We start from the raw sequence: 16,032 nt of genomic DNA on the forward strand, positions 1-16,032 counted from the left end.
AAATTCCTTCTTATTTCTCGGAGCTAAACGGTTCCGTCCCGACCTCTGTTTAAAAATACTTCTTAACTGGTTCAACCACTAAATACCGATAAGGTTCATCCCCTTCAGAATGGGTTTTGATTTGCTCATCTTTACTTAGCGTGTGATGGATTTGTTTTCTTTCAAAAGCCGGCATTGGTTCCAAGAAGACTGGCCGCCCAGTGCGTTTGGCTTTTTCCGCGGTGCGTTTCGCTAAACGTTCCAAAATTTCATGACGTTTTTCGCGATAATTTCCGACATTCACAACAATCGATAGCTTATTGCTTGCAATGCGGTGAATAAAGACTTGCGCTAAATACTGTAACGCATTTAACACTTTTCCGTGTTTTCCAATTAAGATACCTTGTTTTTCTGTTTCTAAATGGAAGATAATATTGCCATTCTCGCGCGCTATGCGAACCATGGCAGGGGCGTTCAGTTCATTTGAAATATTCGTTAAATACATCGCTAATTCAGTAATAGCAGCTTCGTCTTCCAGATTTTCTAAAGAATGTGTTGATTCCTCTGAGAGACTAGGAATTGCTTCGGTTAATTCCTCAACTGCTTCTTCCACTGCTGTTGCTTCATCGGCAACAACAATATCTTCCACTGTTTCTTCGACCGCTTCTGTGACTTGCTCACTAATCGTTGGTTCCATTGAAATTTGGGCAAGTTTTTTTCCTAGACCTAAAAATCCTTTTTTTCCTTCGTCTAACACATCAATTGTAACATCCTCTTTGGTTAAACCAAGTGCTTGTAAGCCTTTCTGCGTTGCTTCTTCGATTGTATTTCCTTCATAAATCGGCATCTGAACGACCTCCTTTATTTTTTCTTCCCTTTTTTCTTAGGACTTTTTGCTCGTTCAAGCGCTCGCTCCCGTGCTTTGGCTTGACGTGCTGCTTCCTCCCGCTCTTTACGGATTTTGAATGGATTGTTTAATAACAATGTTTGCCCTGTTTGGAAGGCATTTGAGACCACCCAGTAAAGAGATAAACTGCTGGCTAATGAAATCCCCATAAAGAAGATCATCGCTGGCATAACGTAATTCATAATTTTCAGTGAGGCATTTGTTTCTAGTTGGCTCATACTTGAAAGATACGTACTAGCAAACGTAAAGACAGCCGCTAAAATCGGTAAAATTAAATACGGATCCGGCTTATCGAGGCTTAACCACAAGAACGTTCCTTCTTTTAACTCAGGCACGCGTGAAATGGCTTGATACAAAGCCATCATGATTGGTAGTTGAACCAACAATGGTAAACAGCCAATGTAAGGATTCACATTATTCTCTGCATACAAACGTTGCTGTTCTTCTCGGAATAAGCGTTGTGTTTCAGGATCTTTTGAAGAATATTTTTGTTGCAAGGCCTTTAATTGCGGTTGCAACTCTTGTGTTTTACGCATACTCTTCGTTTGGAAATGCATCAACGGCAATAAAATAATCCGGATGACTAACGTAAATAGGATAATCCCAATTCCGACACTGCCGCCTAATGATAGGAACTTAATCGCTTGGGCAAAATAATAAACAATGTATCGATCCCAAATTCCTGTACTACTTTCACTTACGGGCGCGGTTCCGCAGGCGGATAAAACAAAGACTAAGGTCACTAACCCAGCCATTAATAATAAGCGCTTATACTTCTTCACTACTCAATTCCCTCTCTTACATCTAATATTTTAGCTAAATTTAACACATGTGTTAAATTAGCTTTCACTTCTTCAGACGATAACTTTTCCAATCCTGGACGTGCAATCACGATAAAATCAATTTCTGGAGAGATACGGTCTTTTAATTGAAATAAACTCGCGCGGATTTTCCGCTTCACAGCATTTCTTGTGACCGCGTTTCCAATTTTCTTCCCAACAGAAATCCCCACTCGAAAATGGGCTTGTTGTGGTTTCTCTAAAACGTACACCACGAAACGACGATTTGCACAAGATTGTTTTTTATTAAACACCTGTTGAAATTCTTTTTCTTTCTTGACACGGTAGGACTTTTTCATCGGCATCCCTTTGTTTCTATATTTTTTTACTTCTTAATAATAATAGCATATTTCCGCTCTTTTTTAGTAGCCTTTTCTATAGAATCCTGCTTTCTTTTATTGAAAACAGAAAAAGAACCCTTAGTTATCTTCACATCTTCCAAAAAATTATGGAGATAACTAAGGGTTCTTAGAAATTGACTGTTTAAAAGACCAGACCATCATTAAGCAGAAATAACTTTTCTACCTTTACGACGACGGCTTGCTAATACGCGACGGCCATTTTTAGTGCTCATACGTTTACGGAATCCGTGAACTTTTTGGCGTTTACGTTTGTTTGGTTGATACGTTCTTTTCATGCAATTACACCTCCTGAAATTGTAACTATCCATCAATATATAGACATACTTTGATAGTATAACGAGTAATAGGGTCTTTTGTCAATAAAATTTAAGAAATATTTCCTGAGAAAGATTCGTTTCAATTATCCACAAATTAAATTTTCCTGTGAGTAGCTTGTGGATAGTTTTCCACATTTTTTTCTGTTCACAGCCATTTTTCCACTAGTTTTACACAAAAAAACAGCCTGTTAAAAAGTTTTGCACAGGTGTTTTTTTAGCTGTTGATAAGTTATTGAAACATGATTGTGTCAAGCTTAATTATTCTCAACTTTTTGTGGATAACTCATTCAACAACCACTTTCTGCCGCAAGTGTCGACACTCTGTGGAAAACTTTTTTCACCCTTGTGTACTTTTTTTCCACATTGAACAATTGCTTGTGGAAAAAGTTTAAAAAAAATGCTAAAATCGACTATGCTCATTCTTTTAAGTTATCCACATTTTTTAGATAACCAAAATTTAAACATATAGGAGGTCACTGTATGCCCGACGTGGAAAGTTTTTGGCATAGCCTTGAAGAAGCCTATCAAGCGATTTTGTCGGCGCCAAGTTTTGATGCTTGGATTAAAACCACACGCCCTTTGAAATTAGACAACAATCAATTGTGGCTAGAAGTCCCTTCTGCAGTTCATCGTGATTACTGGGAAAAAAATCTTTCGGCAAAAATTGTCGAAACTGGATTTAAATTGACCGGTGCAGAAGTGATGCCCCATTTTGTTGTTGCCGATGAAAAAGACGCAGCACTGGCACAAGAACTCGAAGAACCTGCCGAAGAAGAAGTTGTTTTTAGTGAACAAAGTAAAAAAGCGATGCTTAATCCTAAGTACACTTTCGACACCTTCGTTATTGGTAAAGGAAACCAAATGGCTCATGCTGCAGCGCTTGTTGTTGCCGAGGATCCGGGTTCGATTTACAATCCCCTTTTCTTCTATGGTGGTGTAGGGTTAGGGAAAACCCATTTGATGCATGCCATTGGTCATCAAATGTTAGTGAATCAACCAGATGCCAAAGTCAAATATGTTAGTAGCGAAACGTTTACGAATGAATTTATCAACTCAATTCAAACAAAGACATCCGAACAATTTCGGAAAGAATATCGCAATGTTGACTTATTATTAGTCGATGATATTCAATTTTTGGCGGAAAAAGAAGCGACATTAGAAGAATTTTTCCATACCTTCAACGATCTTTACAATGAAAATAAACAAATTGTTTTAACAAGTGATCGCCCGCCGAATGATATTCCAAAATTACCTGAACGATTAGTTTCTCGCTTTGCTTGGGGTTTGTCTGTCGATATCACTCCGCCTGATTTAGAAACACGGATTGCAATTTTGCGCAAAAAAGCAGATGCCGAGCGTTTAGAAATTCCGGATGATACACTAAGTTATATCGCTGGTCAAATTGATTCCAACATCCGTGAATTAGAGGGTGCTTTGGTCCGCGTTCAAGCCTTTGCAACTATTAATGGAGAAGATATTACCACTAGTTTAGCGGCGGACGCCTTGAAATCTCTAAAATCAGTTGGTAGTAAAAATCAATTGTCCATCTTACAAATTCAAGAAGAAGTATCCAAATATTATCATGTGCCTCTTAAGGATTTAAAAGGGAAAAAACGAGTGAAAACAATTGTGGTTCCTCGTCAAATCTCAATGTATCTTGCTAGAGAAATGACCGACAATTCCTTGCCAAAAATTGGTGCCGAATTTGGCGGCAAAGATCATACAACGGTGATTCATGCGCACGAAAAGATTCAGCAATTATTGGAAAAAGATCCAGCGATTCAAAAAGAAGTCAGTGAAATTAAAAATTTATTGAACTCTTAGGATGTGGAAAACTAAACAAAAAAGAACAAAGTTATCCACAACTTATACACAAGTGGATAACTTAGTAAAAACAATGCTCTTTTGACTTTTCCACAGAATCAACATGCCCTATTACTTTTATTATTTATTTATATATAATATACAAAACAGTGGCATACAAAATTAGAACGTATTGAAAATACTTAAAAAGGAGTTTACATTATGAAATTAACGGTCAAACGAAGTGTCTTTTTACAAGAATTACAAACTGTTCAACGAGCAATTTCTTCTAAAACAACGATTCCAATCTTAACAGGTGTTAAAATTGTGTTATCAGAAGATGGCTTATCACTTACTGGGAGTAACGCGGATATTTCAATTGAAAGTTTTTTAAGTAAAGATGATGAAAAAGCTCAAATGACCATTGAACGCACAGGTAGCATCGTTTTACAATCTCGTTTCTTTGGCGAAATTATTCGTAAATTACCAGAAGATATGTTCACAATGGAAGTTCTAGATAACAATCAAGTTGCAATTACTTCAGGAAAAGCTGATTTTACGGTTAATGGATTAGATGCTGACAATTATCCGCACTTACCAGTAATTGATACTCAAAACCAAATGAAATTACCTGTTCATTTATTGACAAAAATTATTAGTGAAACAGGTTTTGCTGTCTCGATGCACGAAAGTCGTCCAATTTTAACTGGGGTCCACTTTATTTTAGAAAATCAAAAATTACTTGCCGTTGCGACAGATTCACATCGTTTAAGTCAACGTGTGATCCCGACAGAACAAGCAGTAGAAGACTTTAACATTGTAATTCCAGGAAAAAGTTTAACTGAACTTTCTCGTTCATTAACCAATGAAGAAGAAATGGTTGAAATCAGCATTATGGAAAATCAAGTGCTATTTAAAACAGAAACAATGTACTTCTATTCTCGTTTGTTAGAAGGTAATTATCCTGATACCAACCGTTTAATTCCAACTAGCCATAACACGCAAATTGAATTTTATGTACCAGAATTGCTTTCAGCAATCGAACGTGCCTCTTTACTTTCTCATGAAGGACGTAACAATATTGTTCGCCTTTCGATTTCACCAGATTCTGTTGTTTTATATGGAAATTCACCTGAAATTGGAAAAGTCGAAGAAGCGTTAAACTATGAAAATGTTTCTGGTGAAGCGTTGGATATTTCTTTCAACCCAGATTATATGAAAGATGCGTTGCGAGCGTTTGGCGATATGAATATTACCGTGAAATTCCTTTCTCCAATTCGTCCGTTTACATTGGAGCCAACCGAAACAGAACTAGATTTCATTCAACTAATTACACCGGTTCGTACAAATTAATCATGTTTAAAAAAGACCTTCGGAAAATCACTATGATCGCCGAAGGTTCTTTTTTGTCGTCTATTTAAAGCCGATAAACGCTGCTAGATAAGTTTTTTAAAACTAGAATAGCTTTTACGCTAATATGATTGTGAATATTTGAACTATCGTTTGACGAATAAATTCTGCTTTTTTTTTCGTGGATAAAGAAAAAAGCCCTTTAATTTTTCGTTTAAGAGCTGTTCATTTTTTTATGAACATATTTCCTAGTGAAAGAAGTTTACGTTGCTTAAAACGACGCTCAGACCTCTACAAGCTACTTTTCTTCAATGCCTGCCCTCTTCGTTTGTCTTTGAGTTACCCCAAATTGTTTTTTAGTTAAACGCTACTCGTCATTTCTGCCAAATCAGGCCCCTTTTTTCTCAAGAAAATATCAATTTCCGTTTTAAAATGCTTTTTAAGAGTTTTTTTATCCTAATAATATTTTCGGTCATTTAGAATTAAAATTGCTTAGAATGAAAATTAGACAGATAAATTTGTTTTCTCTTATGAAAAAGGGTATAATATATATGAGAACGTATTAGAAAAAAGAGGGATGCACATTGAAAAAAACGTTTGTTTTAGCAACTGAGTATATAACGCTTGGTCAGTTTCTTAAAGAAATCAACGTCATTGGTAGTGGCGGCCAAGCCAAATGGTATTTGGCAGACAATAGCGTGTTTGTTGATGGCGAGTTGGAAAATCGTCGCGGACGGAAACTTTATGCGGGCATGATGATTGAGATACCTGAAGAAGGTACTTTTTTTATGGTGAAAAACGGAAACGAGTCCGACGATGCGGCTGAATGAGCTGACACTTCAGCATTATCGTAATTATGAAACAGTCAGCTTAGATTTTCCAAAAACGTTAAATCTTTTTTTAGGCGAAAACGCCCAAGGAAAAACCAACTTGTTAGAAAGCATTTATGTTCTAGCAATGACACGAAGTCATCGAACCAGCAATGAAAAAGAATTAATTGGCTGGGAACAAGCAGCAGCTAAAATTAGTGGCGTAGTTGAAAAAAAGACAGGCACCGTGCCGTTGGAAATTTTAATTTCCAACAAAGGACGTAAAACAAAGGTTAACCACATTGAGCAAAAAAGGCTCAGTGCGTACATTGGGCAATTGAATGTTATTTTATTTGCCCCAGAAGATTTATCTTTGGTGAAAGGCTCACCTCAAGTCCGCCGGAAATTTATTGACATGGAACTCGGACAAGTGAGTCCTATTTATCTTTATGATCTTGTCCAATATCAGTCTGTTTTAAAGCAACGGAACCAATACCTAAAACAACTAGCTGAAAAGAAACAAACAGATACTGTTTATCTCGATATTTTGACAGAGCAGCTAGCTGAATTTGGCGGGAAAGTTCTATACGCTCGGTTAGGTTTTCTTAAAAAATTAGAACACTGGGCAAACTTACTCCATCAAAAAATTAGTCATGGACGCGAAACGCTCACCATTGACTACGCATCAAGCATCCCAATTGACAACACGGATCTTTCCTTAGAAGCACTTCAAAATCAATTGCTCCAACAATTAATGAACAATCGTAAGCGTGAATTGTTTAAAGCGAATACTTTTTTAGGCCCTCATCGTGACGATTTGCTATTTATTGTCAATGGTCAAAATGTTCAAACGTATGGCTCACAAGGTCAACAGCGAACGACAGCTTTAAGTATTAAATTGGCAGAGATTGATTTGATGCATTCAGAAACAGGAGAATATCCTGTGTTATTACTAGATGATGTCATGAGTGAATTAGATAATGAACGTCAAATTCACTTGTTAGAAACGATTGAAGGCAAAGTTCAAACGTTCTTAACGACAACTAGTTTAGATCACATAAAAGACAAGCTAACAGTTGAACCAGATATTTTTTATGTTCAACAAGGCAAGATAGAAAGGAATTCAGCGACATGACAGAAGAAGAAAAAAACATGAGAGAACGTGCGCAAGAATATGACGCTAGTCAGATTCAAGTTTTGGAGGGCTTAGAAGCTGTCCGGAAACGTCCTGGTATGTACATAGGTTCTACTAGTGGCGAAGGGTTACACCACTTAGTATGGGAAATCGTTGACAACTCTATCGACGAAGCCTTAGCAGGATTTGCTAAATCAATTCAAGTAATTATCGAACCAGACGATAGTATTACTGTTATCGATGATGGTCGTGGAATTCCAGTCGGGATTCAAGCCAAAACAGGTCGCCCAGCTGTGGAAACAGTGTTTACAGTGCTACATGCCGGCGGGAAATTTGGCGGTGGCGGCTATAAAGTATCAGGTGGCTTGCACGGTGTTGGTTCCTCTGTTGTTAATGCTTTATCGACCAGTTTAGATGTTCGTGTTTATAAAGATGGCAAAGTGTACTACCAAGAATATCGTCGTGGTGCGGTTGTTGATGACCTAAAAGTTATCGAAGAAACGGATCGCCACGGAACCACTGTTCACTTTATTCCAGATCCTGAAATTTTTACAGAAACAACCGTTTATGATTTTGATAAATTAGCAACACGGGTTCGTGAATTAGCCTTTTTAAATCGAGGCTTACACATTTCAATTGAAGACCGTCGTGAAGGACAAGAAGATAAAAAAGAGTATCACTATGAAGGCGGGATTAAGAGTTATGTTGAGCATTTAAATGCCAATAAAGACGTTATTTTCCCAGAGCCAATCTTCATTGAAGGAGAGCAACAAGATATTACAGTGGAAGTGTCAATGCAGTATACAGATGGCTACCACTCAAATATTTTAAGTTTTGCCAACAATATTCATACTTATGAAGGCGGAACGCATGAATCTGGTTTTAAAACTTCTTTAACACGTGTGATTAATGACTATGCACGTAAACAAAAATTGATGAAAGAAAACGATGAAAAATTAACTGGAGAAGATGTTCGTGAAGGCTTAACCGCAGTGGTTTCCATCAAACACCCAGATCCTCAATTTGAAGGACAAACCAAAACGAAATTAGGAAACTCAGAAGTACGGACCGTCACGGATCGTTTATTCTCAGAATACTTTACAAAATTCTTGATGGAAAATCCAACAGTCGGTAAACAAATTGTCGAAAAAGGCATGTTGGCCTCAAAAGCTCGTTTAGCCGCTAAAAGAGCCCGTGAAGTCACCCGTCGTAAAGGCGCTTTAGAAATTAGCAACTTGCCAGGGAAGCTGGCTGATTGCTCAAGTAAAGATCCGGAAAAATGCGAATTATTTATCGTCGAAGGAGACTCGGCCGGCGGTTCAGCAAAACAAGGCCGTAGCCGTGAATTCCAAGCCATTTTACCAATTCGTGGGAAAATCTTGAATGTCGAGAAAGCCAGCATGGATAAAATTTTAGCCAATGAAGAAATTCGGTCATTATTTACAGCTATGGGAACAGGCTTCGGCGAAGATTTCGATGTTTCTAAAGCACGTTATCATAAACTAGTGATTATGACCGATGCCGATGTCGATGGTGCGCATATTCGAACGTTGTTATTAACCTTGTTCTATCGCTTCATGCGGCCAATTGTTGAAGCTGGTTATGTGTATATTGCCCAACCACCACTATATGGTGTGAAACAAGGGAAAAACATCACCTACGTCCAACCGGGCAAACATGCTGAAGAGGAACTAGCAAAAGTGTTAGAAGAATTACCTGCTTCACCAAAACCAAGTGTTCAACGTTACAAAGGGTTGGGTGAAATGGATGATCACCAACTTTGGGAAACAACAATGGACCCAGAAAAACGATTAATGGCGCGAGTGAGTGTCGATGATGCCATTGAAGCTGACCAAATTTTTGAAATGCTAATGGGCGATCGTGTGGAACCACGTCGTGCGTTTATCGAAGAAAATGCCCATTACGTGAAAAACTTGGATATTTAATGTGTCGCAACGTTGTAAGAGACGCTAGAACATATATTTAGAGGGGAAAAAATTCATGAGTGAAGAAATTAAAGAAAACATTCAAGACGTCAATCTGACCAGCGAAATGAAAGAATCTTTCATTGACTACGCAATGAGTGTTATCGTAGCCCGCGCGTTACCTGACGTTCGTGACGGTTTAAAACCTGTTCATCGCCGAATCTTATATGGAATGAACGAATTAGGGGTAACCCCTGATAAACCACACAAAAAATCAGCCCGGATTGTTGGGGATGTTATGGGTAAATATCACCCCCATGGGGACAGTGCGATTTACGAATCAATGGTGCGGATGGCACAACCTTTTAGTTATCGGGCTATGTTAGTTGACGGCCACGGAAACTTCGGTTCTGTCGATGGTGACGGCGCTGCCGCTATGCGTTATACCGAAGCACGTATGAGTAAAATTGCTTTAGAAATGCTACGAGATATTAACAAAAATACAGTCGATTTCCAAGGAAACTATGATGATTCAGAACAAGAACCAGTAGTTTTACCTGCTCGTTTTCCAAACTTACTAGTTAACGGAACAACGGGGATTGCGGTGGGGATGGCAACAAATATTCCACCACACAATTTAAGTGAAGTGATTGATGCAACAAGTTTATTGATGGACAATCCTGATGTAACGACGAATGAATTGATGGAAGTGTTACCTGGACCAGATTTTCCAACAGGCGGTTTAGTGATGGGGAAATCAGGGATTCGCCGAGCATATGAAACGGGGAAAGGTTCGATTACAGTTCGTGCAAAAGTTGAATTGACTGAAATGCCGAATGGAAAAGAACGTATTTTAGTAACTGAATTGCCTTATATGGTGAATAAAGCCAAATTAATCGAACGAATTTCTGAATTACACAGAGATAAACGAATTGAAGGAATTACTGATTTGCGGGATGAATCTTCTCGTGAAGGCATGCGGATTGTCATCGATGTTCGTCGAGATGTGAGTGCCTCTGTTGTGTTAAACAACTTGTACAAAATGACTGCCTTACAAACATCTTTTGGTTTTAACATGTTAGCCATCGAAAAAGGCGTACCGAAAATTTTAAGCTTGAAACGTATTTTAGAAAATTACGTCGAGCACCAAAAAGAAGTCATTACTCGCCGGACGATTTTTGACAAAAACAAAGCAGAAGCACGGGCGCATATTTTAGAAGGTCTCCGAATTGCCTTAGATCATATCGATGAAATCATTGCCATTATCCGTGGATCACAATCAGATGACGAAGCAAAAGCAACGTTAATTGAACGCTTTGAATTTTCAGATCGTCAAGCGCAAGCGATTTTAGATATGCGTTTACGCCGTTTAACAGGCTTAGAACGCGACAAAATTGAAAATGAATATCAAGAGCTATTGAAATTCATTGCGGACTTAGAGGACATTTTAGCCCGCCCAGAACGCGTCATTGAAATCATTAAAACAGAGTTAAATGACGTTCGCACAAAATTTGGTGATGCACGACGCACAGAATTATTAGTAGGTGAAGTCTTAAGTCTTGAAGATGAAGATTTAATCGAAGAAGAAGAAGTCGTGATTACATTAACCAATAACGGCTACATTAAGCGGATGGCAAACTCTGAATTCCGGGCGCAACGCCGTGGCGGACGTGGTGTCCAAGGCATGGGCGTTCATGATGATGATTTCGTGAAAAACCTAGTTTCTTGTTCAACACACGACACGTTATTATTCTTTACGAACACTGGGAAAGTTTACCGAGCAAAAGGTTACGAAATCCCTGAATACGGTAGAACAGCAAAAGGAATTCCAGTGATTAACTTACTGGGAATTGATTCTGCAGAAAAAATTCAAGCGATTATTTCTGTTGAGGGCAAAGCGGAAGCAGGTAAATACTTGTTCTTCACAACCTTAAAAGGAACCGTCAAACGGACAGCCGTAACAGCCTTTTCTAATATCCGTAGTAATGGTTTAATCGCCATTAGCTTAAAAGAAGATGATGAGTTAGTTAACGTGGTAACGACTAATGGCAATCAGAAGATGATTATCGGAACACATGCAGGATACTCTGTCACATTTGATGAAAATACTGTACGTGATATGGGCCGGACAGCATCCGGTGTTCGGGGAATCCGTCTCCGCGAAAATGATTATGTGGTCGGCGCAGCGATTCTGGATGAAAATAAAGAAGTCCTAGTCATTACTGAAAATGGTTATGGTAAGCGTACAAAAGCTTCTGAATATCCAGTTAAAGGACGTGGCGGTAAAGGGATTAAGACAGCAAATATCACTGAGAAAAATGGTCCATTAGCTGGTTTAACCACGGTCAATGGGGATGAAGATATCTTATTGATTACGAACAAAGGCGTCATTATCCGCTTTAACGTTGATTCTGTTTCTCAAACAGGACGCGCAACATTAGGGGTTCGTTTAATGAGAATGGAAGATGGTGCCAAAGTGGTAACAATGGCTGTTGTAGAACCAGAAGAAGTGGAAGAAGAAATCGTTGAAGTTGTAGAAACAACAGAAAACGAAACAACATCAGAAACAGAAGAATAACATAAAAAAGTTTCGCCAGTTGGCGAAACTTTTTTATTGGGGCTTTTCAAAACTATTTCTTGCTTTTGTCCATCAATTAGCATATAATTAGAGATTGTGAACTACCTTTTTAGGTATGTTCTCCTTGCTCTTAGCCAACTAAGAGCCTTGAAGTCCATAGGGAGGTGAAAATCAATGAGTCAAGATACGAAGTACGAAATCATGTACATTATTCGTCCGAACATTGATGAAGAAGCAAAAACTGCTTTAGTAGAACGTTTCGACACAATCTTAAAAGATAACGGAGCAGAAGTTATCGAATCTAAAGATTGGGAAAAACGCCGCTTAGCATATGAAATGAACGGATTCCGTGAAGGCATCTATCATATCGTTAACGTTACTTCTCCATCAACAGCTGGCGCAATCAACGAGTTTGATCGTTTAGCAAAAATCAATGACGATATTATCCGTCATATGATCGTGAAGGTAGAAGCATAATTTGTTTCACATGAAACATTTATTGACGAAAGGAGATGTTTTGAATGATTAATAACGTTGTATTAGTCGGAAGATTGACAAAAGATCCTGACTTACGTTACACCGCGAGTGGTTCAGCTGTTGCGACCTTTACACTTGCTGTAAACCGTAACTTTACGAATCAAAATGGTGACCGTGAAGCAGACTTTATCAACTGTGTGATTTGGCGTAAACCCGCAGAAACAATGGCTAATTATGCCCGTAAAGGTACATTATTAGGTGTTGTCGGAAGAATTCAAACTCGTAACTACGAGAACCAACAAGGTCAACGTGTCTACGTAACTGAAGTGGTTTGTGAAAACTTCCAATTGTTAGAATCTCGTTCTGCTTCAGAACAAAGAGGAACTGGCGGCGGTAGCTTGAATAACAACGAAAATGGTTATCAATCACAAAATCGTAGCTTTGGTAATAACAATGCCGGTTCTGGATTTAATAACAACAACAATAGTTTCAATCCATCATCTTCTCAGTCGCAAAACAATAACGGTATGCCTGATTTCGATAAAGATTCTGATCCATTTGGTGGCTCAGGTTCATCTATCGACATTTCAGATGATGATTTACCATTCTAAACGAATTTGATAGGAGGGAACAAGAATGGCACAACAAAGAAGAGGCGGACGTAAACGTCGTAAAGTCGACTACATCGCAGCAAACCACATCGAATACATCGACTATAAAGATACTGAATTGTTAAAACGATTCATTTCAGAACGTGGCAAAATTTTACCACGTCGTGTTACAGGTACTGGCGCTAAAAACCAACGTAAATTAACGATTGCTATTAAACGCGCACGTATCATGGGATTATTACCATTCGTTAGTGACGAACAATAATTTTATGACAATTTCCAGAACCAAAGAGCTTGCTCTTTGGTTCTTTTTTATCTTGACTAGTGTTTCACGTGAAACATAACAAGGTTCGCAGAATGAAGTGTTTTGTGATAAAATAAAGGATGAAATAACTAGTGAATCACCAGAGCAATATGCTCGTTGGAACAAGTCGCCTCAAAGGTCTGCAGAAAGATTGGAGGCAAAAAAATGCAAAAGAAGAGAATTCAAAAAAACGGTTTCTTAATTGTTGTGGGTCTTCTCTTAGTAGAATTTCTCCTCTATTTCTTATTAACAAATAAATGGCTGCTATTGGCGGTAATTATCGCATTAGATATCTTTCTCTTAGTGGTTATTCGGCTGTTGATTAGAGATGTAGAAATTACGAACGTAGAAAAGATTCAAGAAGCAAGTTCCATTGCTGAACAATCGTTGGATTATGTTGTGAATGAAGTACCTGTGGGAATTATTACGTATAACGGGGAAACACGCGCGGTAGAATGGCTTAATCCTTATGCTGCTTCTATTTTTAATAAAGACAATCAGCTAACGTTAACCGCTAGCCAAGTGACGTCCTATTTAGAATTAGCAGAACGAAACCAAGATATCTTTACGATTGATGAAAATACCTATCGCTTTAGCGTCAATAAAGAACAACATACAATTACTTTTGAAGATATCACTAAAGAAAGTAATTTGTATCAAGAAAAAGTCGAAATGCAAACGGCTATTGGCATTGTGTCTGTCGATAATTATGATGATGTCACCGATACAATGGACGAGAAAGAAATTTCTTATTTGAATAGTTTCATTACGACGATGGTTTCTGATTGGATGGACCAATACAAAGTTTTTTATAAGCGAATCAACGCAGAACGTTATTTTTTCATTGCCCAATGGGAAGATATTCAAAAAATGATGGACGAAAAATTTTCTATTTTGGATACGATCCGTAAGGAATCAGCTAACCATGAAGTAGCCATTACGTTAAGCATGGGGATTGCTTATGGGGGGCCAACCTTAGATCAAACCGGGACCACGGCTCAAACAAACCTAGATACAGCTTTAGTACGTGGCGGCGATCAAGTGGTTGTAAAAGAAGCCAAAGATGAAGCGAAGCCGTTATTTTTTGGTGGAAAAACGGCAGTAACGACGAAACGTTCCCAAGTACGTTCTCGTGCAATGAGCATGGCAATTAAGGGAATTATTGCGGAATCAGCTGACATCTATATTATGGGCCATCGTTATCCAGATATGGATGCGTTAGGTTCAGCATTTGGTGTTGCTCGTTTAGCTTCGTTTAATAATCGAAAAGCGTGGATTGTTTTAGATGAAAATGAAATCATTCCCGATGTCAAAAGAGTGTTAGAGGCGATTAAAGAGTATCCAGAATTAGAAGAGCGCATTATTAGTCCTAAAGAGGCCATGAAGCGCAAGAAAGAAAGTAGCTTATTAGTTATGGTAGATTACCATAAACCGTCTCTATCGATCTCACAAGAGCTCTATGAGCGTTTTGATAAAGTGGTAATCATTGATCACCATCGACGAGGAGACGAATTTCCAGCAAAACCCTTGCTTTCTTATATTGAATCTTCTGCCTCTTCTGCTTCAGAATTAGTCACAGAATTGATCGAATACCAAAGTAATAGCGCAAATAAACTGCAGGCCTTTGAAGCAACCATGATGTTGGCGGGAATTGTGGTTGATACGAAAAGTTTCAATACACGAACGACAGCGCGAACATTTGATGTGGCTAGTTATTTACGAACTTGTGGAGCAGACTCATCTTTAGTACAATATCTATTAAGTTCTGATCTTACAAGCTATCTGGAAATGAACAACTTAATCTCTAAAAGCGAATATGTCACAAAAGATACCGTCGTTGTTGCAGGGAGTGAAGACAAAGAATATGATAGTGTCACAGCTGCCAAAACAGCGGACACATTACTTTCTATGGCAGGGATTAATGCAGCATTTGTCATTACCAAGCGGACGGATCAACAGATTGGCATTAGTGCTCGGAGTAATGGTTCAATTAATGTCCAAATTATTATGGAAAATTTAGGTGGTGGCGGTCACTTTACTAATGCGGCAGTACAATTATCAAACGTAACAGTAGCAGAAGTAAAAGAGCAACTACTTGATGTAATTCGTCAAAATATTAATGAAATGTATGAACAGGAGTGAAGGAAATGAAAGTCATTTTTTTACAAGACGTTAAAGGAAAAGGAAAAAAAGGGGACGTAAAAGAAGTGCCAACTGGTTACGCCCAAAACTTTTTAATTAAAAATGGTTATGCGAAAGAAGCCAATAAAGGAAGCATGAGTGCGTTAGCGGGTCAAAAGAAAGCCCAAGAAAAACATGAAGCAGAAGTTTTAGCACAAGCAAAAGAAATGCAAGCCTTTTTAGAAGATGAAAAGACTGTTGTAGAGATCAAGGCAAAAGCTGGAGAAGACAGCCGTTTATTTGGCTCAATTCCTTCAAAACAAATTGCAGAAGCCTTAAACAAACAATACAATGTAAAATTGGATAAACGCAAAATCGAATTAGCCAACCCAATTCGTTCTCTAGGTTACACTAACGTACCAGTCAAACTACATCATGAAGTTACAGCGAAAATTAAAGTTCATGTCGTAGCGGAATAATACAATCGATAAAAAAGAAGCCGATTTCTCCGGCTT

15 protein-coding genes are annotated in these 16,032 nt (G+C 38.3%); 11 read left to right on the plus strand and 4 right to left on the minus strand.

Annotated elements, in window-relative coordinates; all coding sequences use genetic code 11:
* Nucleotides 1-49: 49 nt before the first annotated feature.
* From jag to rpmH, 4 genes are all read right to left on the minus strand, one after another.
* On the minus strand, nucleotides 50-826 hold the full coding sequence (gene jag / locus HMPREF2810_RS08465; protein ID WP_002361456.1) for an RNA-binding cell elongation regulator Jag/EloR: 777 nt from the start codon (nucleotides 824-826) through the stop codon (nucleotides 50-52).
* A gap of 14 nt (nucleotides 827-840) precedes the next feature.
* Nucleotides 841-1,668, minus strand: coding sequence for a YidC/Oxa1 family membrane protein insertase (locus tag HMPREF2810_RS08470; RefSeq protein ID WP_002356010.1), 828 nt, complete (start codon nucleotides 1,666-1,668; stop codon nucleotides 841-843).
* Nucleotides 1,668-2,024, minus strand: a complete 357-nt coding sequence (rnpA, locus tag HMPREF2810_RS08475; protein WP_002356011.1) for a ribonuclease P protein component — start codon at nucleotides 2,022-2,024, stop codon at nucleotides 1,668-1,670. The genes HMPREF2810_RS08470 and rnpA overlap by 1 nt, the downstream gene beginning before the upstream one ends.
* A gap of 203 nt (nucleotides 2,025-2,227) precedes the next feature.
* The gene (gene rpmH / locus HMPREF2810_RS08480; protein WP_002356012.1) at nucleotides 2,228-2,362 is read right to left on the minus strand and encodes a 50S ribosomal protein L34; all 135 of its coding nucleotides are present in this window, start codon (nucleotides 2,360-2,362) and stop codon (nucleotides 2,228-2,230) included.
* 522 nt (nucleotides 2,363-2,884) lie between these two features.
* Between rpmH and dnaA the strand changes: the two genes are divergently transcribed.
* From dnaA to rplI, 11 genes are all read left to right on the plus strand, one after another.
* Nucleotides 2,885-4,228 carry a chromosomal replication initiator protein DnaA gene (gene dnaA / locus HMPREF2810_RS08485; protein WP_002356013.1) on the plus strand — a complete coding sequence of 448 codons (1,344 nt, stop codon included), beginning with the start codon at nucleotides 2,885-2,887 and terminating at the stop codon, nucleotides 4,226-4,228.
* A 201-nt stretch (nucleotides 4,229-4,429) separates the two neighbouring features.
* Entirely contained in the window at nucleotides 4,430-5,560 is a 1,131-nt protein-coding gene (gene dnaN, locus HMPREF2810_RS08490) for a DNA polymerase III subunit beta (RefSeq protein WP_002356014.1), read from the plus strand.
* A 581-nt stretch (nucleotides 5,561-6,141) separates the two neighbouring features.
* The gene (gene yaaA / locus HMPREF2810_RS08495; protein ID WP_002356015.1) at nucleotides 6,142-6,387 is read left to right on the plus strand and encodes a S4 domain-containing protein YaaA; all 246 of its coding nucleotides are present in this window, start codon (nucleotides 6,142-6,144) and stop codon (nucleotides 6,385-6,387) included.
* On the plus strand, nucleotides 6,374-7,501 hold the full coding sequence (gene recF, locus HMPREF2810_RS08500) for a DNA replication/repair protein RecF (protein WP_002356016.1): 1,128 nt from the start codon (nucleotides 6,374-6,376) through the stop codon (nucleotides 7,499-7,501). The genes yaaA and recF overlap by 14 nt, the downstream gene beginning before the upstream one ends.
* Complete coding sequence (gene gyrB, locus HMPREF2810_RS08505; RefSeq protein WP_002359210.1) at nucleotides 7,498-9,447, plus strand: DNA topoisomerase (ATP-hydrolyzing) subunit B; 1,950 nt, start codon at nucleotides 7,498-7,500, stop codon at nucleotides 9,445-9,447. The genes recF and gyrB overlap by 4 nt, the downstream gene beginning before the upstream one ends.
* Before the next feature lie 55 nt (nucleotides 9,448-9,502).
* Complete coding sequence (gene gyrA / locus HMPREF2810_RS08510; protein WP_002361457.1) at nucleotides 9,503-12,004, plus strand: DNA gyrase subunit A; 2,502 nt, start codon at nucleotides 9,503-9,505, stop codon at nucleotides 12,002-12,004.
* A 174-nt stretch (nucleotides 12,005-12,178) separates the two neighbouring features.
* Entirely contained in the window at nucleotides 12,179-12,481 is a 303-nt protein-coding gene (gene rpsF, locus HMPREF2810_RS08515; protein WP_002356019.1) for a 30S ribosomal protein S6, read from the plus strand.
* Between the two features lie 44 nt (nucleotides 12,482-12,525).
* Nucleotides 12,526-13,092 carry a single-stranded DNA-binding protein gene (ssb, locus tag HMPREF2810_RS08520; RefSeq protein ID WP_048942121.1) on the plus strand — a complete coding sequence of 189 codons (567 nt, stop codon included), beginning with the start codon at nucleotides 12,526-12,528 and terminating at the stop codon, nucleotides 13,090-13,092.
* Between the two features lie 25 nt (nucleotides 13,093-13,117).
* Nucleotides 13,118-13,357, plus strand: a complete 240-nt coding sequence (rpsR, locus tag HMPREF2810_RS08525) for a 30S ribosomal protein S18 (protein WP_002356021.1) — start codon at nucleotides 13,118-13,120, stop codon at nucleotides 13,355-13,357.
* A gap of 156 nt (nucleotides 13,358-13,513) precedes the next feature.
* Entirely contained in the window at nucleotides 13,514-15,538 is a 2,025-nt protein-coding gene (locus HMPREF2810_RS08530) for a DHH family phosphoesterase (RefSeq protein ID WP_002363542.1), read from the plus strand.
* Between the two features lie 5 nt (nucleotides 15,539-15,543).
* On the plus strand, nucleotides 15,544-15,996 hold the full coding sequence (gene rplI / locus HMPREF2810_RS08535; protein ID WP_002356023.1) for a 50S ribosomal protein L9: 453 nt from the start codon (nucleotides 15,544-15,546) through the stop codon (nucleotides 15,994-15,996).
* Nucleotides 15,997-16,032 lie beyond the last annotated feature (36 nt).

Source organism: Enterococcus sp. HMSC078F03 (genome assembly GCF_001811595.1).
Lineage (GTDB): Bacteria > Bacillota > Bacilli > Lactobacillales > Enterococcaceae > Enterococcus > Enterococcus faecalis.

Bases quoted from the DNA above. Each gene is read 5' to 3' on its own strand.
- jag (WP_002361456.1), bottom strand. From the start codon at position 826: ATGCCGATTTATGAAGGAAATACAATCGAAGAAGCAACGCAGAAAGGC.
- rnpA (WP_002356011.1), bottom strand. From the start codon at position 2,024: ATGAAAAAGTCCTACCGTGTCAAGAAAGAAAAAGAATTTCAACAGGTG.
- rpmH (WP_002356012.1), bottom strand. From the start codon at position 2,362: ATGAAAAGAACGTATCAACCAAACAAACGTAAACGCCAAAAAGTTCAC.
- dnaA (WP_002356013.1), top strand. From the start codon at position 2,885: ATGCCCGACGTGGAAAGTTTTTGGCATAGCCTTGAAGAAGCCTATCAA.
- dnaN (WP_002356014.1), top strand. From the start codon at position 4,430: ATGAAATTAACGGTCAAACGAAGTGTCTTTTTACAAGAATTACAAACT.
- recF (WP_002356016.1), top strand. From the start codon at position 6,374: ATGCGGCTGAATGAGCTGACACTTCAGCATTATCGTAATTATGAAACA.
- gyrB (WP_002359210.1), top strand. From the start codon at position 7,498: ATGACAGAAGAAGAAAAAAACATGAGAGAACGTGCGCAAGAATATGAC.
- gyrA (WP_002361457.1), top strand. From the start codon at position 9,503: ATGAGTGAAGAAATTAAAGAAAACATTCAAGACGTCAATCTGACCAGC.
- rpsF (WP_002356019.1), top strand. From the start codon at position 12,179: ATGAGTCAAGATACGAAGTACGAAATCATGTACATTATTCGTCCGAAC.
- ssb (WP_048942121.1), top strand. From the start codon at position 12,526: ATGATTAATAACGTTGTATTAGTCGGAAGATTGACAAAAGATCCTGAC.
- rpsR (WP_002356021.1), top strand. From the start codon at position 13,118: ATGGCACAACAAAGAAGAGGCGGACGTAAACGTCGTAAAGTCGACTAC.
- rplI (WP_002356023.1), top strand. From the start codon at position 15,544: ATGAAAGTCATTTTTTTACAAGACGTTAAAGGAAAAGGAAAAAAAGGG.